This window comes from Nocardia sp. X0981 (genome assembly GCF_977089955.1).
The window spans coordinates 3,722,660-3,746,169 of record NZ_OZ372435.1 but is presented as its reverse complement, the minus strand read 5'-3'; the positions used below and the strand labels follow the sequence as shown (position 1 = coordinate 3,746,169).

Annotated in this window: 22 protein-coding genes and 1 pseudogene; 9 read left to right on the top strand and 14 right to left on the bottom strand. The window is 68.4% G+C overall.

Features of this window, described 5'->3' with window-relative positions; all coding sequences use genetic code 11:
* Window positions 1-85: 85 nt before the first annotated feature.
* Window positions 86-960, bottom strand: a pseudogene (locus ACYR7D_RS16745) (AMP-binding protein); the annotation flags it as partial.
* 588 nt (window positions 961-1,548) lie between these two features.
* On the opposite strand from ACYR7D_RS16745, the gene ACYR7D_RS16740 reads away from it, so the two are divergent.
* The 6 genes from ACYR7D_RS16740 (at window position 1,549) to ACYR7D_RS16715 (ending at window position 7,748) form a co-directional block, all read left to right on the top strand.
* The gene (locus ACYR7D_RS16740) at window positions 1,549-2,409 is read left to right on the top strand and encodes a mycofactocin-coupled SDR family oxidoreductase (protein WP_459545506.1); all 861 of its coding nucleotides are present in this window, start codon (window positions 1,549-1,551) and stop codon (window positions 2,407-2,409) included.
* A gap of 169 nt (window positions 2,410-2,578) precedes the next feature.
* Window positions 2,579-3,937: a cytochrome P450 gene (locus tag ACYR7D_RS16735; RefSeq protein ID WP_459545505.1), complete on the top strand. Its 1,359-nt coding sequence runs from the start codon at window positions 2,579-2,581 to the stop codon at window positions 3,935-3,937.
* A 62-nt stretch (window positions 3,938-3,999) separates the two neighbouring features.
* On the top strand, window positions 4,000-5,091 hold the full coding sequence (locus ACYR7D_RS16730; RefSeq protein ID WP_459545504.1) for an amidohydrolase family protein: 1,092 nt from the start codon (window positions 4,000-4,002) through the stop codon (window positions 5,089-5,091).
* 49 nt (window positions 5,092-5,140) lie between these two features.
* Complete coding sequence (locus tag ACYR7D_RS16725; RefSeq protein WP_459545503.1) at window positions 5,141-6,286, top strand: amidohydrolase family protein; 1,146 nt, start codon at window positions 5,141-5,143, stop codon at window positions 6,284-6,286.
* Window positions 6,287-6,402: 116 nt separating this feature from the next.
* Complete coding sequence (locus ACYR7D_RS16720; RefSeq protein WP_459550192.1) at window positions 6,403-6,798, top strand: Rieske (2Fe-2S) protein; 396 nt, start codon at window positions 6,403-6,405, stop codon at window positions 6,796-6,798.
* 83 nt (window positions 6,799-6,881) lie between these two features.
* Window positions 6,882-7,748 carry an alpha/beta fold hydrolase gene (locus ACYR7D_RS16715; RefSeq protein ID WP_459545502.1) on the top strand — a complete coding sequence of 289 codons (867 nt, stop codon included), beginning with the start codon at window positions 6,882-6,884 and terminating at the stop codon, window positions 7,746-7,748.
* Window positions 7,749-7,768: 20 nt separating this feature from the next.
* Here the strand turns inward: ACYR7D_RS16715 and ACYR7D_RS16710 are convergent, their stop codons facing one another.
* A complete protein-coding gene (locus ACYR7D_RS16710; protein ID WP_459545501.1) occupies window positions 7,769-8,242 on the bottom strand; it encodes a hypothetical protein in 474 nt (157 codons plus the stop codon).
* A 52-nt stretch (window positions 8,243-8,294) separates the two neighbouring features.
* On the opposite strand from ACYR7D_RS16710, the gene ACYR7D_RS16705 reads away from it, so the two are divergent.
* Both ACYR7D_RS16705 and ACYR7D_RS16700 read left to right on the top strand, forming a co-directional pair.
* Window positions 8,295-9,623 carry an NADH-ubiquinone oxidoreductase-F iron-sulfur binding region domain-containing protein gene (locus tag ACYR7D_RS16705; protein ID WP_459545500.1) on the top strand — a complete coding sequence of 443 codons (1,329 nt, stop codon included), beginning with the start codon at window positions 8,295-8,297 and terminating at the stop codon, window positions 9,621-9,623.
* Window positions 9,620-9,880 carry a ferredoxin gene (locus ACYR7D_RS16700; RefSeq protein WP_459545499.1) on the top strand — a complete coding sequence of 87 codons (261 nt, stop codon included), beginning with the start codon at window positions 9,620-9,622 and terminating at the stop codon, window positions 9,878-9,880. Before ACYR7D_RS16705 ends, ACYR7D_RS16700 begins: the two co-directional genes overlap by 4 nt.
* Before the next feature lie 32 nt (window positions 9,881-9,912).
* On the opposite strand, the gene ACYR7D_RS16695 is transcribed toward ACYR7D_RS16700, so the two are convergent.
* From ACYR7D_RS16695 to ACYR7D_RS16670, 6 genes are all read right to left on the bottom strand, one after another.
* Window positions 9,913-10,536 carry a carbonic anhydrase gene (locus ACYR7D_RS16695; protein WP_459545498.1) on the bottom strand — a complete coding sequence of 208 codons (624 nt, stop codon included), beginning with the start codon at window positions 10,534-10,536 and terminating at the stop codon, window positions 9,913-9,915.
* Between the two features lie 59 nt (window positions 10,537-10,595).
* Window positions 10,596-11,102, bottom strand: coding sequence for a twin-arginine translocation pathway signal (locus tag ACYR7D_RS16690; RefSeq protein ID WP_459545497.1), 507 nt, complete (start codon window positions 11,100-11,102; stop codon window positions 10,596-10,598).
* On the bottom strand, window positions 11,099-12,163 hold the full coding sequence (locus tag ACYR7D_RS16685; RefSeq protein WP_459545496.1) for a hypothetical protein: 1,065 nt from the start codon (window positions 12,161-12,163) through the stop codon (window positions 11,099-11,101). The genes ACYR7D_RS16690 and ACYR7D_RS16685 overlap by 4 nt, the downstream gene beginning before the upstream one ends.
* 22 nt (window positions 12,164-12,185) lie before the next feature.
* Window positions 12,186-12,491: a hypothetical protein gene (locus ACYR7D_RS16680; protein WP_459545495.1), complete on the bottom strand. Its 306-nt coding sequence runs from the start codon at window positions 12,489-12,491 to the stop codon at window positions 12,186-12,188.
* 14 nt (window positions 12,492-12,505) lie between these two features.
* Window positions 12,506-14,020: a class I adenylate-forming enzyme family protein gene (locus tag ACYR7D_RS16675; protein ID WP_459545494.1), complete on the bottom strand. Its 1,515-nt coding sequence runs from the start codon at window positions 14,018-14,020 to the stop codon at window positions 12,506-12,508.
* Window positions 14,021-14,156: 136 nt separating this feature from the next.
* Window positions 14,157-14,828, bottom strand: coding sequence for a TetR/AcrR family transcriptional regulator (locus ACYR7D_RS16670; RefSeq protein WP_459545493.1), 672 nt, complete (start codon window positions 14,826-14,828; stop codon window positions 14,157-14,159).
* Window positions 14,829-14,958: 130 nt separating this feature from the next.
* On the opposite strand from ACYR7D_RS16670, the gene ACYR7D_RS16665 reads away from it, so the two are divergent.
* Window positions 14,959-16,134, top strand: a complete 1,176-nt coding sequence (locus ACYR7D_RS16665) for an acyl-CoA dehydrogenase family protein (RefSeq protein ID WP_459545492.1) — start codon at window positions 14,959-14,961, stop codon at window positions 16,132-16,134.
* A gap of 101 nt (window positions 16,135-16,235) precedes the next feature.
* On the opposite strand, the gene ACYR7D_RS16660 is transcribed toward ACYR7D_RS16665, so the two are convergent.
* Genes ACYR7D_RS16660 through ACYR7D_RS16635 form a run of 6 tightly spaced genes read right to left on the bottom strand, consistent with a single transcriptional unit; the run spans window position 16,236 to window position 23,509 of the window.
* A complete protein-coding gene (locus tag ACYR7D_RS16660) occupies window positions 16,236-17,675 on the bottom strand; it encodes an MCE family protein (protein ID WP_459550191.1) in 1,440 nt (479 codons plus the stop codon).
* A gap of 2 nt (window positions 17,676-17,677) precedes the next feature.
* Entirely contained in the window at window positions 17,678-18,946 is a 1,269-nt protein-coding gene (locus ACYR7D_RS16655; RefSeq protein ID WP_459545491.1) for an MCE family protein, read from the bottom strand.
* Between the two features lie 4 nt (window positions 18,947-18,950).
* Window positions 18,951-20,189 carry an MCE family protein gene (locus tag ACYR7D_RS16650; protein ID WP_459545490.1) on the bottom strand — a complete coding sequence of 413 codons (1,239 nt, stop codon included), beginning with the start codon at window positions 20,187-20,189 and terminating at the stop codon, window positions 18,951-18,953.
* Window positions 20,186-21,217, bottom strand: a complete 1,032-nt coding sequence (locus ACYR7D_RS16645) for an MCE family protein (RefSeq protein WP_459545489.1) — start codon at window positions 21,215-21,217, stop codon at window positions 20,186-20,188. The genes ACYR7D_RS16650 and ACYR7D_RS16645 overlap by 4 nt, the downstream gene beginning before the upstream one ends.
* Window position 21,218: 1 nt before the next feature.
* Window positions 21,219-22,235 carry an MCE family protein gene (locus tag ACYR7D_RS16640; RefSeq protein ID WP_459545488.1) on the bottom strand — a complete coding sequence of 339 codons (1,017 nt, stop codon included), beginning with the start codon at window positions 22,233-22,235 and terminating at the stop codon, window positions 21,219-21,221.
* Window positions 22,235-23,509, bottom strand: a complete 1,275-nt coding sequence (locus ACYR7D_RS16635; RefSeq protein WP_459545487.1) for an MCE family protein — start codon at window positions 23,507-23,509, stop codon at window positions 22,235-22,237. The genes ACYR7D_RS16640 and ACYR7D_RS16635 overlap by 1 nt, the downstream gene beginning before the upstream one ends.
* Window position 23,510: the final 1 nt, after the last annotated feature.

Genomic DNA, 23,510 nt, shown 5'->3' with positions numbered 1-23,510 from the left:
TAGAAGGCGCCGGTCCGGCGGGCTGCCGTGCGAACACGAGCCGGACCGGCGCCGCGTAAAACGATAATCTCGCTTTTTGAGAATACTATTCTCGCAGTACGGATGTCGCAATACCTTCACGGATCAAATGCTTCTGGATCTTGCCGCTGGGTGTCCGCGGGAAGTCCGCGGCCTCGAACAACCGCTCCGGCAGCTTCTGCCGCGCCACCCCCGCCCGCTCGAAGAACTCCCGCACCTCCCGATGAGACGGCAGGACACATCCGGGGTGCAGCCGCAACACCGCGCCCACCACCTCACCGAAGCGCTCATCGGGCAACGCGATCACCACCGACTCCACCACCTGCGGCATCGCGTCGAGCACGTCCTCGACCTCGCGCGCCCCCACGTTCTCGCCACCGCGGATGACGATATCGGCCTTGCGATCGGCAATCGTCAGACAGGCGGCGGCATCCAGAACCCCGATATCACCGGTGCGGTACCAGCCCTCGGCATCGAACGCCCGCGCGGTCAGCTCGGGATCGGTATATCCCAGGCACAGATCCGGCCCGCGGCTCAGGATCTCGCCGTCGGGCGCGATCCGTATCTCCACCCCCCGGCATCGCCCGGCCGTCCGTGGCGAGCCGCTCCCGCTCCGGGGCGTCCAGCGCCGAGGCGGTGATCGAAGGATGCTCGGTACTTCCGTACGCACGGAAGGCGGTGATCCCGAGCTCGGCCAGCATCCGGGTCACCGCGGCCGGCACGGCCGAACCACCCGGGCCCACATAGCGCATATGCGCGAGATGCCCCGGAGTGCAGTCGGGATGCTCGACCATACTGGTCGCCGCGATCCTCGGTATTGCGTTCGGCGAGCCGCCGGGCTTCGCAGCCGAGGGTCTGGTGACTATGCACCACACCCTTGGGCGCGCTCGTGGTGCCGGAGGTGAAAGCGATGAGCGCGGGGCCGGCGGGTGCGGCGGCCAGACCGCGGCCGAGCAGACCCCCCATGGTGTCGCGCGTCCACCAGCCGTTCGCGATATACCGGGCGCGTAGTGCGTCCGGAACGGCCCGCGTCATATGCCACCGCCTCGGCCGGCTCGGATGTTCATATCCGTTCACCCCTTCCGCGCCGGCGGAGTCGCCGGACCACGCGAAAAGGGAGCGGACAACGTGTCGCGGCCCCGCCGCCGACTGGTGAAAATAAAATTCTCTTTTCAAGAGAACGTAGAATTCGACGGCACCGATACCGCCCACGGAACCGCGGCGAAACCCGGCCGCCGAATCGGCACTCGACTACGGACCGAACGGGCAACCAGCCTCATTGTCAAACCTTGCCGCCGACCCCAGGGGTAGAGTACCGTTCTCGTATGCGAAAACGTAGTTCTTTTCGCATACGAGAACAGCCGTATGTCCGCCACCGGCGCCCGGCGGTGCCGGGTCGATACCGCACCGGGTCCACGGCCGGATCAACGCGCGGCGTGCGCCGCGCACCCTGCCCCGTGCCGCCGTTCACCTCCGGTGGTCCGGCGCCCCGGGCAGGCCACTCCCGAATACGGATCGAAAGGGAATGCTGTGGGACGTGTCGAGGGCAAAGTCGCATTCATCACGGGCGCCGCGCGCGGTCAGGGCCGGAGCCACGCGGTACGCCTGGCCGAAGAGGGCGCCGATATCATCGCGGTCGACCTCTGCCAGGATCTGCCCACCATCGGATATCCGCTGGCCACCCCCGAAGACCTCGACGAAACCGTGCGCCTGGTCGAGAAGACCGGGCGCCGCATCATCGCGACCCGGACCGATGTCCGCGACGCCGTCGCGCTGAAAGCCGCGCTGGACGCGGGCGTCGCGGAATTCGGCAAACTCGATATCGTGATCGCCCAGGCCGGTGTCGCCGGTATGAAGGGCCAACCCGATATCCAGGCGTGGATCGATGTCATCGACACCAACCTGGTCGGCACGATCAACGCCATCCAGGCCGCACTCCCGCATCTCGGCGACGGCGCGGCCATCGTGGCCACCGGCTCCACCGCGGCGATGGTGGACACCAGCAAGATGGACCGTCCGGGCGCGGATCTCGGCGGAATGGCCTATGTACATTCCAAGCGGGCGCTGTCGTACTACATCTTCGATATCGCCCGGCATCTCGCACCCCGGGGTATCCGTGCCAACGCGGTACACCCCACCAACTGCAACACCGATATGTTGCAGAGCGAACCGATGTACCGATCGTTCCGGCCCGATCTGGAACACCCGACCCGCGCCGATGCCGAACCCGCCTTCTACGTGCAGCAGGCCATGAAGACGCCGTGGATCGAACCGGTCGACATCTCCAACGCCATCCTGTATCTCGTCTCCGACGAAGCCCGCTACGTCACAGGTATGCAGATGCGCGTAGACGCCGGCGGCTACCTGAAGTGGTACGACCACAAGCTCTGACCCCGCCCGGCCACGCCGGTGCCGACGGCGCGTATATCGCAGGGCGATCGATCTGCGCGCCGCCGCCCGGTGGCGAGTCGGCACCCCGACGACTCCCGGAGCGGCGCAGCGTTCCGGGACCCCGGCGAAGGTTCGCCGCACCCAGTGACCAGCAGAGGGACTACAGACCGTGACTCCTACGGATAACGACCGGCGTAAACAGAATCGGTACCATTTCGATCGGCACACCCCCGAATACCGCGAGCGGTTCACCGCGATCACCCGCGAGATGCACGCGAAATGCCCTGTGGCATGGACCGATACCTACGACGGGCACTGGGTCGCCGCCAGCGGTAACGCGGTCTTCGAACTCGCCCGCTGCCCGGAGGTCTCGGTCGACCACGATGTGCACAACGAACGCCGCGGCTACCAGGGCATCTCCATTCCCAAACCGCGCCGGGCCGCCATGGTGCGCGGCGGCATGCTGGAAATGGACGAGCCGGAGCACCGCCTCTACCGTTCGGTGCTCAACCCGTACCTGTCCCCCGCCGCGGTGAAACGCTGGCAACCGTTCATCGACGAAGTCGTACGGGCCTGCCTGGACGAGAAGATCGAGACCGGCCGTATCGATTTCGTCGACGACCTGGCCAATATCGTCCCGGCGGTACTGACCCTGGCCATGCTCGGTATTCCGCTGAAGAAATGGTCGGTGTACAGCGATCCGGTGCACGCTTCGGTCTACACACCCGAGGATTCCCCGGATGCCGCGCGGGTCGCGGAGATGCACCGCACGATGGGCCTCGATATCCTCACCAGCCTCCACGAGGCCAAAACCGCTCCCCGCCCGGGTCTGATCAAGGCGCTCACCGAACTGCGCATCGACGGCGAACCCGCCCCCGATATGGAGCTGCTCGGCATGATCGGCCTGCTCATCGGCGGCGGTTTCGACACCACCACCGCCCTCACCGCGCATTCGCTGGAATGGCTGTCGGAGCATCCGCAACAGCGCGCGGAACTGAGCCGGGATCGCGACGAACTGCTCGATTCCGCCACCGAGGAGTTCCTCCGCTACTTCACCCCCGCACCGGGCGACGGCCGCACCATCGCCGAGGACTGCACCTACCAGAACACCGAGTTCCGAGAAGGGGACCGCCTGTGGCTCTCCTGGGCGATGGCCAATCGGGACGAATCCATCTTCCCGGAGCCCGACGAGATCGTGCTGGACCGGAAAGGCAACCGGCACTTCAGCTTCGGCCTCGGCGTCCACCGGTGCATCGGATCGAATGTGGCGCGGACGGTATTCAAATCGATGCTGCTGGCGGTGCTGGATCGGATGCCCGACTACACCTGCGATCCCGAGGGCACCGTGCACTACGACACCATCGGCGTCATCCAGGGCATGCGGCATCTGCCGGCCGCCTTCACCCCCGGCGAACGCCTGGGCCCCGGCCTCGACGAGACCCTGGACCGGCTCCAGCGAATCTGTGACGAACAGGGCCTGGCCGCCCCGGTGACCGAGCGGCCGGAGGCCGCCGTGATCGATTACTGACTCCCGCGGTACCGGCCGATACCGCGGGGTTCGGCCGGTACCTCTTCCCCCGAGGTATCGCGATGAAGGACCTGCCCGACGGCACCCGCACCCCGGTGATCGATACCAGCGTGCACATCTTCTTCCGTTCGAACGACGATATGCGCGGCTTCCTGCGCGAACCGTTCAAGAGCCGGGGCGTTCCCGACGCCGAAATGGATTGGTACGGCGCGCCCGGCGGGGAATACGTCGAGGGCGCCCGCGGACCCCGTAAAGGGTATCCGGGCTCGGACCCGGAGTTCGTGGGCGAGCACCTCTTCGGTGCGCGCGGGGTGGACGTGGCGGTACTGCATCCGATGACCCGCGGTATCCTGCCCGACCGGCACCTCACCACCGCGGTACTGTCCGCCCACAACGATATGCTGATCTCGCGCTGGCTGGAGAACAGCGCCTACGCCCAGCGGTTCCGCGGCACGCTGCGGGTCAACCCGGAGGACATCAGCGGCGCCCTGCGCGAGATCGAGCGCCTGGGCGGCCATCCCCGGATCGTGCAGCTCGGCGTCCCGCTGCAATCGCGCGAACTCTACGGTAAACCCCAGTTCTGGCCCCTGTGGGAGGCGGCGGCCGCGGCGAACCTGCCGGTGGCCGCGCATATCGAGACCGGGGAGAGCATCGGCCTGCCGCCCACACCCTCCGGTCACCCCCGCACCTACGAGCAGTACTTCGGGTTCATGGGCCTGAACTACCTCTACCACCTGATGAACATGATCGCCGAGGGTGTGTTCGAGCGGTTCCCGGATCTGAGATTCGTCTGGGCCGACGGCGGTGCCGATCTGCTGACCCCGTTCACGTGGCGGATGGATACGTTCGGCCGGCCGCACCTCGAGCAGACACCGTGGGCGCCCCGGATGCCCAGCGATTACCTGCCCGGGCACGTGTACTTCGTGCACGCCGGTATCGACGGGCCCGGCGACGCGGACTTCGCGGCGGAATGGCTGGATTTCACCGGCAAGGACGAGATGGTGATGTTCGGCTCCAGTTATCCGCACTGGCACTGCGGCGATACCGACACCCTGCCGGCCGCTCTCACGACCGAGCAGCGCGAAAAACTCTACTGGCGCAACGCCGCGCGCCTGTACGGCATCGATATGGACGCCGTGCGCACGGCCGGCTGATGCCGGCACCGCGTACGGCCGCTCTCGCACAGGTGCTCCAGGAGGCACTATGACCACGGCACAGGATCGGGAACGTATTCCCGCCACGGAAATGGTTCCGGTACGCGTCGTCGACTCCGATGTCCACCCGGTCCCCCGGCGGGGCGAGCTGGTGGACCACATACCGGAGCCGATGCGCAGCTCGTTCTTCCTCAGCCACCGTGTCGGCGACACCATCGTCTACGACGCGCCCGACTACGCGCATTCGAAGGCCATGCGCGTGGACACCTTTCCCGCGGACGGCGAATTCCCCGGCAGCGACCCGGATATGGCCTTCCGCCAGCTCATCATGGCGGCGGGCTCCGATATCGTGATCCTCGAACCCACCGTGAAGGCCACCCGGCTCCCCGAGGCGACCGCCGCGATGGCCACCGCGGTCAACCGCTGGCTCGACGCGCACTGGCTCGACCCGTACAACAACTGGCACCAGCGCTGGCGCGGGTCGATCTGCGTGGCGATCGACGAGCCGCGGGCCGCGGTGGCCGAAATCGAGCACTGGGCCGGACATCCCTACATGGCACAGATCCTGATCAAGGCCGAACCACGGCCGTCGTGGGGTGATCCGCGGTACGACCCGATCTGGGCCGCGGCCGTGGCGCACTCGCTGCCGGTGAGCTGTCATCTCAGCCGCGGGGCATACGAGACGATGCCCATGCCGCCGGTCGGGTTCCCCAGCTACAACCACGATTTCATGGTCACCTACTCGCTGCTGGCGGCGAACCAGGTGATGAGCCTGATCTTCGACGGGGTCTTCGACCGCTTCCCGCAGCTGCGCATCGTTTTCGTGGAACACGCTTTCACCTGGATCCTGCCGCTGATGTGGCGGATGGACGCCATCTACGCGGCCCGCGGTTCGTTCCTGCCGATCACCCGCAAACCGTCGGAGTACGTGAAGGAACACATCAGGTTCACCACCCAGCCACTGGACTATCCGCAGGACAAGACCGAACTCACCCGGGCCTTGGAATGGATGGAAGCGGACAAGATCCTGCTGTACTCCTCGGACTATCCGCACTGGACCTTCGACGACCCCCGCTGGCTGGTGAAACATCTTCCGCCGGCGGCACGGGAGAAGGTGATGTTCCGCAACGGTATCGAGACCTACCATCTGCCGGAATCCGTACCGGCACTGCGCGGACAGACTCGGGTGCACTGATGACCGCGCACACCGGACACCCCGGCCCGGCCGACAGCGAACCGGGCCGGCCCATCGACACCGAACCCACGCGCCCCGCCGCCGGTGGCACCGTCCGGCCCGCCGACGGCGAACCGATTCCACCTCCCGGCCGCGACGCTGTTCGGCTCGCGCAGGGCCGCGAACACGTGGTCGCCACCGTGGCCGAGATCCCGCCCGGTTCGTCGAAGGTGGTGCCCATCGGCCGGTACGGAGTGGGGGTCTACAACGTCAACGGCACGTTCTACGCCATCGCCAACTACTGCCCGCACGAGGGCGGGCCCCTGTGCGCGGGCCGGACACGCGGCCGCACGGTGGTCGACGAATCGGTCCCCGGCGATGCGGTGATGGTGCGCGACAACGAATTCGTCTACTGCCCGTGGCATCAGTGGGGTTTCGAACTGGCCACCGGCACCACCGCGGTCAAACCGGAATGGAGTATCCGCACCTATCCGGTCCGGGTGGTCGGGGACGAGGTGCTGATCACCGCCTGATCAGCCGAGACGGACAGTACGCGGATCCGGGCGGTCGCTACAGCGCCGATCCGGTTCCCACCCGAACCCTTCAGGAGTGTGCGATGCCCGCGGTCACGGTCAACGGCGGAAAGGTCGTCTACGAAATACTCGGTACGACCGGCGATCTCATCGTGCTCACCCCCGGTGGCCGCTACAGCAAGGATATTCCCGGACTGCGCCCGCTGGCCGAGGCCCTCGTGGCGGGCGGGCACCGCGTGCTGCTCTGGGATCGGCCCAATTGCGGCGCGTCGGATGTGCAGTTCTACGGGCAGACCGAATCGCATATGCGCGCCGAAACCCTGCGCGGCCTGCTGGCCGCACTCGGCACCGGGCCGGTGATCCTGGCCGGCGGTTCCGGCGGCGCCCGCGATTCGATGCTCACCGCCATGCTGTACCCGGAGCTGGTGACCGATCTGGTGCTGTGGAATATCGTCGGCGGCGTCTACGGCACCTTCAATCTGGGCGCCTACTATGTGCTGCCCAGTTTGCAGGCCGTGCGCGGGCTCGGGATCGAGGGACTGCTGCGGATGAAGGAGTGGCGCGAGCGCATCGCGGAGAACCCGGACAACGAGCGACGACTGCGCGCGCTGGATGCCGACGAATTCGTCCGGCTCTCCCTGCGCTGGCTCAACGCCTACGTGCCCAAACCGGGGCAGACCATACCGGGGGTGGACGACGAGATGTTCGACCGCATCCGGATACCCACCCTCGTCATTCGCGGCGGAGCCAAGGATCTCGATCATCCCAAACGCACGTCGCTCGAGGTGAGCTGCCTGATCGAGGGGTCCACGCTGATCGACCCGCCGTGGCCGGAGGACGCCTGGGAGCGGGCCATGGCCGATCGCGCCCACGGCCGGGTGCGGCGGTACAACATGTTCGACACCTGGGTGCTGGCCGCGCCGGGAATCCTGGAATTCCTGGACCGGTGATGACGGCTGCGGGCACGGGATCACACCGTATGGATACGGACCTCGCAGTTGGTGGCGGCTTCCAGGGCGGTGTGTATCCGGCTCTCCGGAACGCGCTCGAGATCGGATTCGCGCAGGTGGACCCACAGGATGTCGTAGCCTTCGGGGTCCGGCGACCGGACGATCTCCCCGGTGAGGCCGAAGCCGGCGAGTACGCCGTGGGCGTCCGCGTCGGTACCGCGGCTGATATACGTGACCACCCCGGGCAGCGGCTCGGTACCGAACGCCAGCGCGCAGAGCGCGACCAGACGCTCCGTATCGGCCGTGGCGTCGGCGGTCTCCAGCAGCACCTGGATCTCGCGCTGGGAGGGTGGCAGCGCGGCGAGATCCTTCTCCAGCACGCGGCCCCCGGTGTCGGCGAGTCCGGCGGTCAGGGCCGCCGTACCCCGCGTCAGCGAATCGGCGGTGAGTTCACCGGCCGGGTCGATGTTCACCCGCAACACCGCAGTTCGCATGTGTAAGAGCCTAATACGCGCGGCCCGGCGCCGCGCCCACTCAGGAGGGACGATGCAGCACACCTTCTCCTCGGCCGGGGGGCTCACCGTGGTCCCGTATCCCGGCACCGAGCCGCGCCTGCTCCGGACGGGCGGCGGAGTGGAGAGCGCCGACGAATACCGTGCGAGCGGCGGCTACCGCGCCCTGGGGCCGGTACAGGCCCTCACGGAGGCGGTCGAACACAGCGGATTACGTGGGCGGGGCGGGGCCGCCTTCCCGTTCGCCGTGAAGGTGCGCGGTGTCCGGGCCGGTGGCCGGGCGGGGGCCGGCGCACCGGCCGGGTGGACGGAAACGGTGGTCGTGGCCAACGGCGAGGAGGGCGAACCCGCCTCGTTCAAGGATCGCTGGCTGCTGCGGAACCGGCCCCACCTGGTGCTCGACGGTATGCGACTGGCGGCGGCGCTGGTGGGGGCCCGGCGCGGCTACGTCTACGTCTCGGACCCGGAATCGGCCCGCAGCGCCGAAGCGGCCCTGGCCGAACTCGGCGGTGCGCTGCCCGGCGGGCCGGAAGTCACGGTGGTGCGGGTCGCCGCCGGATACGTCGCCGGGGAGGAGACGGCGGCGGTCCGGGCGATCAACGGCGGCCCGGCCGTACCCACCGACAAACCACCGCGCCCCTTCGAAGCGGGGGTGGCCGGTCTGCCCACGCTGGTGAGCAATGTGGAGACTCTGGCCAATCTCCCTTTCCTGGACCGCTGGGGTACAGACGCCTTCCGTGCCACCGGCACTCCGCTCTCCCCCGGGACCTTCCTGGCCACGGTCACCGCCGCGGGGCGTCCACCCGTTCTCTACGAGCTCCCGCACGGCCTGCCCTTCGCGGACCTGCTCGCCCTGCACGGCACAGCGGAGACGGAACTGCGCGGGGCACTGATCGGCGGATATTTCACCGGTTTACTCGGCCGCGGGGTTCTCGAGCTGACCCTCGACCACGAATCCCTGCGGCAGGCAGGAGCCGGCCTGGGCTGCGGGGCGATCGCGCTGCTCACGACCGAATGCCCGGTGGCCGTGGCCGCGGCGGTGCTGAACTATTTCGACCGGGAGAACGCGGGGCAGTGCGGATCGTGTTTCAACGGAACGGCCGCCATGGCCGCGGCCGTCACCGCACTCGCCGAGGGCCGCGCCGGCGCGGACGACCTGCGCCGAGTCCGCCGCTGGTCGACGGTGCTGCGCGGACGCGGGGCCTGCGGAACCCTCGACGCCGCCTGCGATACCGCGGCCGGTCTGCTGGACCGCTTCCCACGGGAGGTGGCGGCCCACCTCGGGAAGCCCTGCCCGGAATGCGCGGCCGGACCCGCGCCCGGCCGGGCCCCCTACCGGGTGGAGACGGAGGCGCTGCTGTGAAGATCAAACTGGACCGCACGCTCTGCGCCGGGTTCGGCATCTGCGCCGCACACGCACCCGAACACTTCCCACTCGACGACTGGGGTTACGCCTCGCTCGCCGGTGATCCGGTGATCGCCCCGGCCGACCGGGACGCCGTGACCCGGGCGCTCCTGGACTGCCCCGTACACGCGATCACCAGGCTGCCCGAAACCACCGGGCCCGGCGCCACTCCCCACGCGGAAACAGTGGAATCGCCGAGCATGCCGGACACATAGCCGCGGCCGGCCCCCTTCGGCGCCGGAGCCCGTTATTCGAGTTGGCCGATATCGCCGATCGCCCGGTTCAGCCGGGCGCGGCCCTCGGCCAACTCGTAGGTGACACAGGCGATCGCCAGTTCACCGGCCTCGATACGTTCCGCGACCACGGCCGACCGCTCGACCAGCTGCTGCGCGGTCTCCTCGACGTGGCGGGCCTCCAACTCGTCGACCGAGGACAGCCCTTCCCGGCGGCCCAGCAGAATCGAGGGCGCGACGCGTTCGACGACGCTGCGAATGAACCCCCCGGGAACCGCGCCGTCATCGAGCGCGTCGATCGTCGCGCGGACGGCACCGCAACTATCGTGTCCGAGGATCACGATCAGCGGCACGTGCAGGATCTCCACCCCGTATTCGATCGACCCGAGGACCGAACTGTCGATGACATGCCCCGCGGTGCGGACCACGAACATATCGCCGAGCCCCTGATCGAAGATGATCTCCGCGGCCACCCGGGAATCGCCGCAACCGAAGACGATCGCGGCGGGATGCTGGCCCGCGGCGAGTTCGGCGCGCAGGGCCACGCCCTGGTTGGGATGTTGCAGGGCACCCTCGACAAAACGATCGTTACCCTCACGGAGGGCCTTCCATGCGGTCACAGGACTCGTTTGCGGCATACATCCCATTTTGCACGCCGGTCGTCCGCGCCGGTCCACCCGCCCGCCTCCGGCGGCGCTCAGACGGGATCGAACGAGGAGATCAGCCAGGAACCGTCCACCTTCGACAGAGTCACCCGCACACTGCTCGCGGCCAGCGCGGGTTCCGGTTTCTCGGCGCTGGTGGTGGTCTGGTTGACGAACAACAGCGCGACCGCGGAATCCTCGTACAGTTCGGCCACCGCCGAACGCGCGATCGTCGCCGAGGTCCGCACCGACTTCTCCGTGGCGGCCGGAGCGATGACCTTCCCGGTGAACTGGGTGTAATAGGTGAGGAAATCGCCGGTCATCCGTGCTTTCGCGGCGGCGAAATCGCGGTCCAGTGAATCCGGCGAATAGGACAGCAGGGCGACGGTGCCCTCCGTCGCCGCTGTGAGCACCTCGTTGCGCACCGCATCCCCGGGGGCGTCCGGGCGACAATGGAAGACCAGCAGGGCGGCCAGGGCCACCGCCACCACGGCCGACAGCACGAGGAGGACCGGTTCGCCGGGCCGGCGGACGGTACGGGGGAAACCGGGCATTCTCATGGTACGAACTCCACCTTCGACATCTTCACCGCGGAGCCGTCCCGGGTGACCGTGACACTCAACCGCCACACCCGCGGCTCCTCCTGCGCCCCCGCGGAATTGGTGACCTTCGAAACCGCCGAAACCAGGACGACCGCCGACTCCTCGGTCATCGATTCGACGGCGGCGGCGGTGATCTCGCCCCGGGTAGCGACCCGGGACTGTGCCACCACCTTGGTGAAATCCTCGGAACGGGACTGGAAATCGGTTCGGAAGGCACCGGTGGAATGGTCCAGCACCCGGCGCACATCATCGGCCGCCCGAGTGGAGTCCAGACTGGTGAGCGCGATGACCCCCGCCCGCGCGGCCTCGAGGTACTCGTCCGCACGCGCCTGCTCGGCGGTGAGCCGGTAGTGGTTCCACACCGTGAAACCGCCGGCACCGAGCGATACGACGATCACCACAGCCGCCGCGATCCGCCCGAGCACCCGGCCCGAGGGGCGCGGTAGCGCGCGGACCGGCACCCGCGGGAGCCGTTTCGCGAAGCGGCCGCGCACCGTACCTTTCGGGGCGGGTTCGGCGTGCGCTCCCGGGTCCGGCGCCGTGTCGGCCGGTTCGGCCTCGACGGTTCCGGCTGCCCGTACCTCCGCGCCGGCGGCCCCGGCGGACCGCGGTCCGGCGCTCACGGTCCCTCCTGCTCCGGTATCCGCGGCCTCCACCTCGGTGTCCCCGGCCTCGGTTACCCCGGTATCGCCGCCACCGGCGGTTGTCCCGGTCGGCGCGGCGGCAGCAGCGGTTGTCCCGGTCGGCGCGGCGGCAGCAGCGGTTGTCCCGGTCGGCGCGGCGGCAGCGGTATGGTCGCTTACCGGCGCGGCCGCCCCCGCCGGATCGGTGGCCACCGTTTCCGTTTCCGGGGCACTTCCCGGTCCGGCGGCCGCGCGGCGCAACCGCGCGGCCCGCGCCCGGGCCCGGGCCGCTGTGGCCGAGGCCTGCGCGGCGACGGCCTCCGCCTCCGCGGCCGCCGCTTCGGCATCGGCCTGCTCGGCCGCCAGGATCAGCGGGTCCGTGGTGGTCCGGGACATCTCTCCCACCTCGATCACTCGTCTAGTCGCTCGCGGGCAACGGTTTGGCTTCCTTGATGGACAACGGGGTGGTTCCCACGCTCAGCGTGCCGGCGCCGGCCTTGGTCACGAGAACCTCGGCGCCGCTGTCGTCGATATAGCGTTTACCGATCAGATTGCCGTCGGCGAACCCTTCTCGCGGACTGCCGGCCGGGGCCGGCGCGGCACCTTCGAGAGGGACCATCGGCACTCCTCCCGCCCGCAGATCGTCGAGGCTTCCGGCCGTGCGCACCACGATGACCTCGGTGGTACACACCTGGCTGCGTAGCCGGGTACCGGTTGTGACCATGAGCGTTCTTCCTTTCAGCGGCCGTGTGATCGGGCACCGGCGGTTCCGGTCAGTTCGGCGACGAGTTCGCGACGCAAGATCTTCCCGGTGGGGGTAGCGGGCAGTTCCGCCCGGAACACCACCCGGTCGGGGGTACGTGAGCCCCGTAGCCGCGAGCGCACCCAGGCGCGGAGCTCCTCGGGGTCCGGGGTGTGCGGGGGATCGGCGGGCACCACGACCGCCACGATGATCTGCCCCCATTCGGCGTCCGCCACGCCGACCACCGCGATATCGCGCACGGCGGGGTGTTCCACCAGCACGTCCTCGATCTCCGCGGGTGCGATGTTCTCTCCTCCGCGAATGATGGTGTCGTCGCTGCGTCCGTGGATGAACAGATAGCCGTCGGCGTCGAGCACCGCGCGGTCCCGGGTGGGAAACCAGCCCTCGGCGTCGAGCACCGAGCCGATCCCGGTGTAGCGGCCGGACACCTGGGCCCCGCGGACGAACAGTTCTCCGGTGATCCCGGCGGGCACGACGGCACCGCTGTCGTCGCGGATCTGCACCTCGATGCCCGGTACCGGCTGCCCCACCGAAGCGAGCCTGCGGGCGATCTTCTCGTCCGCGGAGGCCAGTGCGGCCCGGTGGTCGTCGGGGCCGAGGACCGCGACGGTGGAACTGGTCTCGGTGAGACCGTAGGCGTTGACGAAGCCGACGTGGGGCAGCAGTTCCAGCGCGGTACGCACCAGCGGCAACGCCACCTTGGAACCACCGTAGGCCAGGATGCGCAAGGTGGGCAGGCGCGAGCCGGTGGCCCGCAGGCCGGTGACGATCCGGTCCAGCATGGTGGGCACCACGGTCGCCGTGGTGACCCGCTCGGTATCGACCAGCCGGATCCACTCGCGCGGATCGAAATGGCGCAGATAAACCATTTTCCGCCCGGCGTAGAGGTTCGACAGTGCCGCGCCGATACCGGCGACGTGATACGGCGGTACACAGATCAGGGCGATATCGTCGTCGGCCGCCGAGGCGAACTCCACCGTGCCGGTGATATAGCCGACCAGGTTGTTGTGGGAGAGCTCCACCGCTTTCGGCTGCGATGTGGTCCCGGAGGTGAACAGGACGACGGCCGCCGATTCGGGGTCCGGTTCCGCCCCGGCGGGTGCGGTGGTACGCGCGCGCTCCAGGAACAGCTCCGAATCCCACAGCAGCTCCGCGTCACCCTTCACCGCCTCGGTGTACGCGTCGTCATGGACGACGAGGGGCGTATCGAGTCGCCGCACCAGCTCGGCGAGCTTATCGCCGCCGAGCCGGTAGTTCAGCGGAGTGAAGGGCACCCCGGCCCGCGCGGAAGCGAAGACGAGCAGCGGCAGCAGCGCGCCGCCGGTGCCCACATAGGCCACACTGCGCGCGCCGGAGGCGGCGATGGCGCCCGCGCCCCCGTGCGCCAGCGCGTCCAGTTCCGCACCGGTCCACCGCACGTCACCGGATACGACGACCACCCGATCGGGCGCGCAGGAGGCCGCCATATCCAGCAGTAGCGAAATACTCATGCGACTACTTCCTGAACGCCGAGCACCGCGAGTCGGCACCCGGCGGATGATATTCATATTCTCGAAAATAGAGAATATCATATCCGCTGGATGTCACCCCCCTGCATCGAGCGGCCGATCGGTCCTCGGTTCCGGTTCACCCGCCGAGCCCCACACCCCCGGCCTTCCCGACCGCACCGAACGCGCAGAGCCGCCACACCTCGGCCGCGGTGATCGGATGCGCGCCGTCCTCGGGTCGCGCCCCCTGCGCCACGAACATCACGGTGTGCAATGTCATGGCGGCCAACCGGCGTGGCCGGGTCCGGGACCGCAGCCGGCCCGCCGCGCCGGCCTCCCGCATGAGATCGGCCAGCAGGTCGAACAGCGCCGCGTGCGCCACCTGGATCTCGATCGGTTCGGATACGAGCAGCCGGGGTGCGAATTCGGTGAACAGCGGACGATGGGCGCCGGGATCGGGCCGGCAGAACTCGAACAGCAGCTCGACGGCGATGCGCAGCCTGTCCAGTGGATCGTCGTCGTTGGCCGTGGCCTCGCGGATCCGGTCGGCGATCCCGGCGATCGCCTCCTCGTAGAGCGCCAGCAACAACTCGTGCTTACCGTCGAAGAGCAGATAGAAACTGCGCAGTGACTGCCCCGCCCGGGCGACCACCTCGTGCATGGTGAAATCGGTGCTGCCCCGCTCGGTGATCAGCGAGCGCGCCGCATCCAGGAAGCGCCGCACCTGGGTACTGCCGAAAAGTTCGGTGGTGCGCACCGACCGCGCGTCGATGCGCTGCCGCAGGGTCGGCCCGCCGCCGGCACTCCGCATGGCCGTACCTCCCGTCACCGTGGCGAGCACCCGGATGAACCCACCGTCCACCCTGGCCGCACCGCCTATGAAAACTAGGATATCCCATTAGGAGAATGATATTCTCATATATAGCCAGAGGAGGTACACCGTGCAGTTGACTTTCGACGAGGACGTGGAGCAGTTCCGCGCCGAGTTCATCGCGTTCCTCGACGAGCATCTGCCGCCCGAGGCGATCGCGGGTGAACGGCCCCGCTCGAGCTCCCACGTCCCGGAATGGGCACGGCGATGGCAGAGCCTGCAGTTCGACCACGGCTGGCTGGTGCCGGGCTATCCGCCCGAGTTCGGCGGGCGCAACGCGACCGTACTGCAACAGTACGTACACCGTGCGGAACTGGCGGCGCGCCGGATCTACGAAAGCTGCAACCCGCAGGGCCAGGGCATCATCGCCGCCTCCCTCATCACATTCGGAACGCCCGAGCAGCAACGGAAGTGGGCGGTGCCGATCCTGCGCGGCGAGATGCCCGCGGCGCTCGGGATGAGCGAGCCCGGCGCCGGATCGGATCTGGCGGGGTTACGCACCCGCGCGGTGCGCGACGGTGACCATTACGTGGTCACCGGTCAGAAAGTGTGGACCTCGGGCGCGCACGACTCCGATGTCCTCCTGACCTTCGTCCGCACCGATCCGCACGCACCCAAACACCGAGGTATCTCGGTGCTGTTGATCCCCACCGATACGCTCGGAGTGCGGCGACGGCCGTTCGCCTCCGCGTGCGCCGGTGACGATCTGGATTTCAACGAAGTGTTCTTCGACGGCGCCCGGGTGCCCGTGGAGAACCTGGTCGGCGCGCCGAATCAGGGCTGGACGGTGGCCACCGGCTCCCTCGGCCACGAACGCACCCTGCTCTGGATGAGTTTCGCCCAGCGCCTGCGGATGCTGGTGCAGGATTTCCTCCCGCGTACCGAACTGGATACCGACCGTTTCGCCACCGCGGTGATGGATCTGCAGGCCCTGGAACTACTGGGCTCCACGGCACTGGCCAGAGAGGCCCGCGGCGAAACCGATGTGGCGGCGCTGTCGGTTCTGAAGCTACTGGGCTCGGAGAGCGTGCAGCGGGGCCTGGAAGCCGCCCTCGACGCCGCCGGCGCCGACGGGCTGATCCACCCCGCGGTCACCTCCCGGCACAACCTGCTGAACCTGGAGGACCACGCGCCGAGCTGGTTCGAACGCTATCTGCGCAGTTTCTCCGGCACGATCGCGGGCGGGACCTCCGAGATCCAGCGCAATATCATCGCCCAGCGCGTCCTCGGCCTGCCCCGGAGTTAGCACGCGGGCCCCATCCGATGTCCGGGTCCACACCGATCCGGCCCGGCCGGGCGCCGATCCTCCGGGTGGCGGCCGCGGAAACCACCGCCCACCCTCGTTCTTCAGCGCGGAAGCATCTCCTCCCAGCTCCGGTGACTGTCCGCCACCAGATCGGTCTGGCGGTAGAGCCGCCCGTCCGGCGCCAGGTACTCCCCCGTGTCCGGGTCGTACCGCGCGAACCCGACCGCCGGTGCCGGAGCCGGGATGTCCGCGGCGGGCGCGTTACCGGGCGGTGGCGCGAAACGCGAATCCGGCGGCACACCCTGGCCTTCCAGTTCGGGATCACGGGGATACGGGCCGAGCACCGGCTGTTCCGGTGCCACCGGAACGTATTCCTGGTCGCTGTTGCAGATCGCGGCCGTGGGTGCCCGCTTGGCGGGGTTGTTCGCGCAAGGGATATTGCGCGCACCGCGTACCGCCACGGAATGGTCCTGTGGCAGTTTGCAGTACAGATTGTCAGGGGTATCGATGGTCGTCACGTCCTGCGGTGAACGCCACTGCGAGGGTGGCAGGAAGCCGACCGTACAGGCGGGCGGATCGGAGACACCGCTGATCCGGAAGTCGCCGATACCCAACCCGGAAGCGTTCTTCGTGGGCTGTACCGCCTGGACCAGCGATACCGCCGGCGGCAGCAGTACCAGCAGTTGTTCCAGGCCCGCGTTGTAGGTGACCGCGAGCTGACCCACCGAGGTGAGGTTCGACAGCAGCACCGGAAGGGTGAGGTGCAGCGAATCCAGCAGCCGCGCCACCTCGTCGGAGAAACCGGGCCCGGAACGCAGCAGATTCCGGATGTGCGGATCATCGGCCACCAACTGACCGGTAACGTCCGCGGTGGCCCGGGTCCAGATACGAATGGCGTCCGCGGACCGCACCTGCGAATCCAGCAGCGCAACGCTGTCCTGCACCAGGGTGCGGGTCTGTTCGCCTACCCCATTCATCTCCGCGGTCAGTTTCTCCGCGGAGGTGAGCAGCGATTCCAGATCGTCGCTCGCGCCGTTGACGCCGGCGAACATCTCGTCCAGCAGCCGGCGCAGATCGTCCCGAGGGATGGTGCCCACCAGGGCGCTGAGCCGGTCGAGCATCGGGCCCACCGGCTGTGGTACCGCGGTATCGCGGCGTTCGACGGTCGCGCCGTCGTAGAGATAGGGCGGGGAATCGGTACGCGGCAGCAGATCCACGTATTGCTCGCCGACCGCCGAAACACTGCGGACTTCCGCGAGCAGATCGGTGGGGATCCGATACGAACCATCGATCGCCAGCGTGGCCCGCACCCCATCGCCGCCGAGTTCGACGCCGGTCACCTTCCCCACCCGCACCCCGCGGTAGGTCACATTGGCGAACCGGTAGAGTCCGCCGGCCTCCGGGAGCTCGACGGTGACCCCGATGGTGCCGATACCGGCCAGGACCGGGAGTTTCATGTACACCACCGACATCACGCCCAGGCCGATCACCGACAGGATGCCGAAGACGACCAGCTGGGCACGGACGAAACGGGACAGCAGCATCAGCCGCCTCCTATCCCGGGAGGCAGAGGTATCCGGGGTAGCTGGATCTGGGGTAGCGGAAACACCGGATTCGGCGCCGGAGCGGGGGCCTGGGCCGGAGCGGGCGCGGGGGCCTCCGCCGGGGCGGGCGCGGGCGGGGCCGCGGGGGGCGGAACCACCCCGAAGCCCAGCGGGTTCCTGGTCTGCTCCGCATAACCCGGATCGCCGACGGCTGCCTGGATGACCGCGGTCGGATCACCCCACGGTGTGCCCAGCAGCAGTTCCCGGCGCAGACGCGGGATCGTGAGGTCCACGGTGGCGAACAGATTGATGTAGTCGCCGCGTACCCCGTTGTCGACCAGGTACTGGCCGTACGGGAACACGGTCGCGAACTGGATCGCCGAATTGAGGTCCGGCCCCACCGCCGCCAGCGCGCGCAGGGTGGGTTCGAGATTGCGCAGATTGGCGAGCAGATCGTCGCGCACGGTGTTCAGGACACCACCGGTGGTATCGCTGAAGGTGCGCAACCGGTCCAGCGCGGTGACGAGATCGGGCCGTTCGGCGATGAGCACGTCGAGCGCCGGCGGGATCTCGCGCAATGCCTCGGTGAGTACATCGCGCTGGGCGGCGAAAACGCCGCCCAGCCGCGCGAGGCCGTCGAGAGCGGCGACGATATCGGCGCGCTGAGCGTCGAGGGTGCCGAGGAAAACGTCCAGCCGGTCCAGCAGGGCGCGGATCACGGTTTCGCGGCCCTGCAAGGCCGCGCCGAGACTCCCGACGATATCGCCCACCTGCCCCAGCCCACCGCCGTTGACCACAACCGACAGCGAGGCCAAGGTCTGTTCGGTCGAGGGGTAGGTGGCCGTATCGTCGAGTCCGATCCGCGCTCCCGGCTCCAGCCGGCCCCGCGGCCGCTGTCCCGGCGGCGGATTCAGAGCCAGATGCATCGAGCCCAGCAGGCTGGTCTGCCCGACCCGGGCCTGCGCGTTGGCGGGTACCACCTCCCCCGGCTCGATGGACACCTCCACCAGCGCGTGCCAGTTCTCCACCCGGATCTCGCCGATACTGCCGACCACCACATCGTCGATGAGCACCGGGGAATTCGGGGTCAGCGTCCCGATATCGGCCATCTCCACATACAGCACGGTGGCATCGCCGCCGCGACCCGCCGCGCCCGGCAGCGGTAACGAGTTGACCCCGTCCCAGGCGCAGCCGGTGGCGGTCAGCAGGACACACGCACAGCTGAGCACCCTCCGGTGCCATCTCGTCCGGCCACCAGGTATCGGCATGTGATCACCGTCCCCCGGGGAACAGGATATCCGCGAGCGAGGGGGCCGGGGGCTGCGGTGCGGCTGCCGGGTCCACCACCTGCGGCACGAGATGCGGTTCGCTGTAGATGATGTTCTCCGGGCGCGGCGAGGCGCCCAGCGCGGGGTTCACCGGCACGGGCAGGTAGTTGAAGTTCATCAGGCCGAGCACCGGTCCCAGGTAGTCGCGACATTTCCGGGCCGCCTCCGCGGCACCGAGGTTCTCCACGCTGGCGATACCACCGCAGACGAATTCGATGGGGTTCGAGAAGTTGTTCAGCACGAAAACCCCGGCTTCGGTTCCGGTGTCGGGGTTGTAGATGTTGTAGAAGTTGGCCAGGCTGGTCGGGAAGACGTGCAACAGCTCCTCGAGTTCCCCGCGGTTGTCGACCAGATTCTGGGTGACATCGGCGAGCCTGCCCACCTGCTCCACCGCCCGGTCCCGATTCTCGGCGACGAATCGCTGCACCTCACCGACCGCGACGGACAGGTTCGCCAGAGCGGCGTCGAGATCGGAGCGGCTGGCGGACAGCACGCCGGCGAGGGTGGCCAGCCGGTTCTGGAACTGCACGATCTGCACATTGCTGTCGCGCAGCGCGGTGACGAAGACCTGGAGGTTCGCGATCGTATCCGCGATATCACCGCTGCCGTTCGCCAGGATCCGCCCCACTCCGGACAACTGCGCCAGCACCCGGCGCAGTTTGTCGCCGTTACCGGCCAGGGCATCGGCGGCGCTGTCGATGAACCGGCCGGCCGGACCGGTGGCCCGGCCGGCGTCCGGTCCCAGTTCGGTGGCCAATCGCGTGAGCTGGGTTTTGATCTCGTCCCATTCGACCGGTATCGCGGTGCGCTCCAACGGGATCACCGCGCCGTCGGCCATGGTCTCGCCCGTGCCGCGATAGGCGGGAGTGAGCTGGACGTAACGGGAGTCCACCAGGCTCTGCGCGACGATAACCGCCCCGGCGTCGGCGGGTATCGCCACGCCGCGGTCCACGCGCAGCGTCATTTCCACCGCGGTACCGCGGGGTTCGACAGCGGCGATGGTGCCGACCTTCACGCCGGACACCCGGACATCGTCGCCGGGATAGATGGCGGTGGCGGTGGCGAAGATCGCTCGCACGGTGGTGGGTGCGAACAGCGTGCGCTGCGCGACGCCGAAGGCGGCGGCCAGCACCGCCACCGTGAGCGCGCCCGCCGCGAGCCGCAGGACGAGGGTCCGGTTCATCGTGGCGCCCCCGGCTGCGGTGCGGGTGGTTGCGGAACCGAACCGCCGAACGCGGCGTCGACGAAGGGCCGGATCCATTGGGCCGGAATGAGGTTGGCGACGTAGGCGTTGTAGAACGGTCCGCCCGATACCGCCTCGCCCTGGGTGAGCGAGGCCTTCGCCAGCCCCGGAATCGCCGCGGCGATATTGTCCCGGTTGCGTTGCAGTACTTCGGCCACCGAGTTCAGCCGATCCAGGGCGGGGCCCAGTTCGGCCTGGTTGTCCGCCACGAGCCGGGTGAGTTGATCGGCGACCACGGCGGTGTTGGCGAGCAGGGTGGCGATCGCCTGCCGTCGCTCGTCGAGAACCCCGATCAAGGTATTGGCGTCGAGCAGCATGGTGTCGAGCTGTCGGCTGCGATCGGCGAGTATTCCGGTGACCTCGCGGGACGCGGTGAGCAGATCGCTCAGCGCGGTATTACGGCTGTTGATGGATTTCGACAGTTCGGAGAGCCCATCGAAAGCCGGGCCCAGCTGCGGAGCGATGGTATCGAGCGTCGCGGCCAGCATATCCAGCGAGTTGTTCAACGCCTCCGTATCCATCCCCCCAGCGGTGGTGGTGAGATCGCCCAGGGCATCGGTGAGCGAATACGGCGAGGAGGTGCGTTCGACCGGAATGGTCTCCAGCGGGCGCAGCGGCCGGTCACCGTGCGAGACCACGGTCATGATCCGTTTGCCCAGTAGCGATCCCGTCTTGATCTGGGCGGTGCTGTCGGCGCCGAGTTCGATCGAATCGTCCACGGTGAACCGCACCAGTGCCGCACCGCGCCGCAACTCCACCTCCGTCACCGTGCCGACCTTCACGCCGGAGACGATGACCTCGTCCCCGGTCTCCAGCCCGCCGGCTTCCCGGAACACCGCCTGATAGCGCACCGTGGTGCCCCAGGCGATCACCTGCTGTGACTGCAGGCCCAGCGAGATGACACAGAGGATGAGCACGATCCCGACCAGACCGTGCCGCAGCAGATGTTTTCCGCGGTATCGAAACATCTCAGGGAGCACACCTTCCGTCGGTCTGTACGGCGGCCGGGATCTCCACGACCTCCCCGGACAGGTCGTTGACCCGGATCGTCAAATCGCACAGGTAGTACTGGATGAAATTGCCGTAGGCCCCGGTGCGCACCAGTTTGCGGAAGTTCTCCGGGGCCTTCTGCAGGGCGCTGTCGAGGGTGGCCTTGTCACCGTCGATATCGGCGGCCAGCTGGTTGACCTGGTCGATGGCGCCGGCCAACGGCGCGCGCCCCTGGACCAGGAGATCGGCGACCGTCGCGGTTCCCGCCTCCAGCGAATCGATCGCCGCGGCGATCGGATCACGTTCGGCGGTGAGTTCGCTGATCAACTGCTGGAGCCGGTCGATCAGGCCGGAGAATCGACCGCCCTCGGCGGCCAGGGTGTTCATCACGGTGTTCAGGTTGTCGATGAGCTGTTCGACGGTGTCGTTGTTGTCGGCGAGGGCCGCGGCGAACGACGCGGTACGGCCGAGGATGGAGTGCACGGTACCTTCCTTGCCCTGCACGATTTCCAGCAGCGACCAGGTCAGCGCGTTCACGTCACGGGCGTTGAGCCCCTGGATCACGGGTTTCAGCCCGCCGAGCAGCAGGTCCAGATCGAGTGCGCCGGTGGTGTTCTCCACCGGGAGCTGTCCGCCGGGGGGCAGCGTGTTCCCGGGGCGATCGGTGATCTCGAGGTAGCGGTCACCGACGAGATTCAGGTACCGGACCGCGATCTCGGTGCCGGTGGTGAGCGCCAGCCTCCGATCGGCGTCGAACTGCACCCGCACCGTGTGGTCGTCCTGGAGCGAGACGCCGCGCACCGACCCCACCACCACCCCCGCGACCCGCACCGTATCCCCGGCGCGCAGACCGGAGGAGTCGGTGAACACCGCGGAGTACTCGGTGGTGGAACCACTGCGGTACTCCCCGAAAACGATGATGAGGCAGGCGGACAGCACGATCATGATCGCGGCGAACACCCCGAACTTCAGCAGCGGAGTATTGCGGTTGCCCATCACGGCGCTCCCTTCCCGGCCGCGGCCGGACCGAACAGCGCTTCGGCCAGCGATACGGTATTCAGCGTCACCCCGGGTCGGTGTGGACCGGCGTGCGGGTTGGCGCCGATATCGGTGACCACATAGGGCGGGAAATCCTCATAGCCCACCGGCAGCATCGAGCACTGCGGCCCGCCGGAGGCCGCGACCTTCGGCAGATGGTCCGGGTACCGGTACGGTTCGACACCCCACAGGAAGTTCGCCGACAGACCGATACCCGGAACCTGCACCGGTTTCACCGAGGCCAGGTAGCCGAGACCGTCCAGCGCGCAGGTCAGCGCCCGGTGATAGCGATGGGTGAGATCGGTGGTCGGCACGAGCACGTCCAGGGCGTCGGTGAGTCCCGGCGCGTTCTCCCCGATCACCCGGTTACCCGTATCGGCGAGCCCGATCAGGCTCATCAGCAGTACATCGAGTTGTTGTTGCTCTTCGACCAAGGTCCGGCCGAGCCGGGTGGTGTCGCCGGCGATGGTCAGCAGATCGGGCGCCACATCGGCGTAGGTGTGCACCACCTGGGGTGCCATGGCCAGATCGGCGCGCAGCGCCGGGAGCGCGGGTTCCAGCTTCGCCAGGAACGCTTCCAGATCGACCATCATCTGCCCCACCCGGTCACCGCGGCCGCGCATCGCCGTGGCGAGCGCGCCGAGGGTCTCGTTCAGTTTCTCCGGCTGAATCCGCCCCAGGACCTGGGTGAGCTGTTCGAACACCGTATTGATCTCGACGGTCACGCTCTCGGCGGCGAATACCTGTCCGGGTACGAGATGACCGGCCGAGGGGTGCGCGGGCGGTACCAACTGAATGTATTTGGCCCCGAACACTGTGGTGGAGGCGATATCGACGGTGACGTCCGCGGGAATGCGTTCGAGCTCGGCACGATCGATCGCCAGGTGGATCTCGGCCGTACCGTCGGCGCGTTCATCGATGGCTTCCACCGCGCCCACCCGCACTCCGCGCAACTTCACCTCGGCGTCGGGGTACATCACCAGACCGGCCCGGGGCGCGTGCACGGTGATCGCGACCGTATCGGCGAAACCGCCCTGGAAAAGGGTTACGGCGAGCAGCAGGACGGCCGTACCGGCGGCGATGGCCGCCAGCCCGGCCGCGGGACGTCCGGCGGCCGCCGGCGGACGCAACCGGTCGCGCAGGCGCCGCGGACCGTTTCCCGGCCGCCGTTCCACGACCGGCGGCACCGCCGGGCCGGAACCCGTTGTCGTTTCGTTTCCCACCAGTGCCATC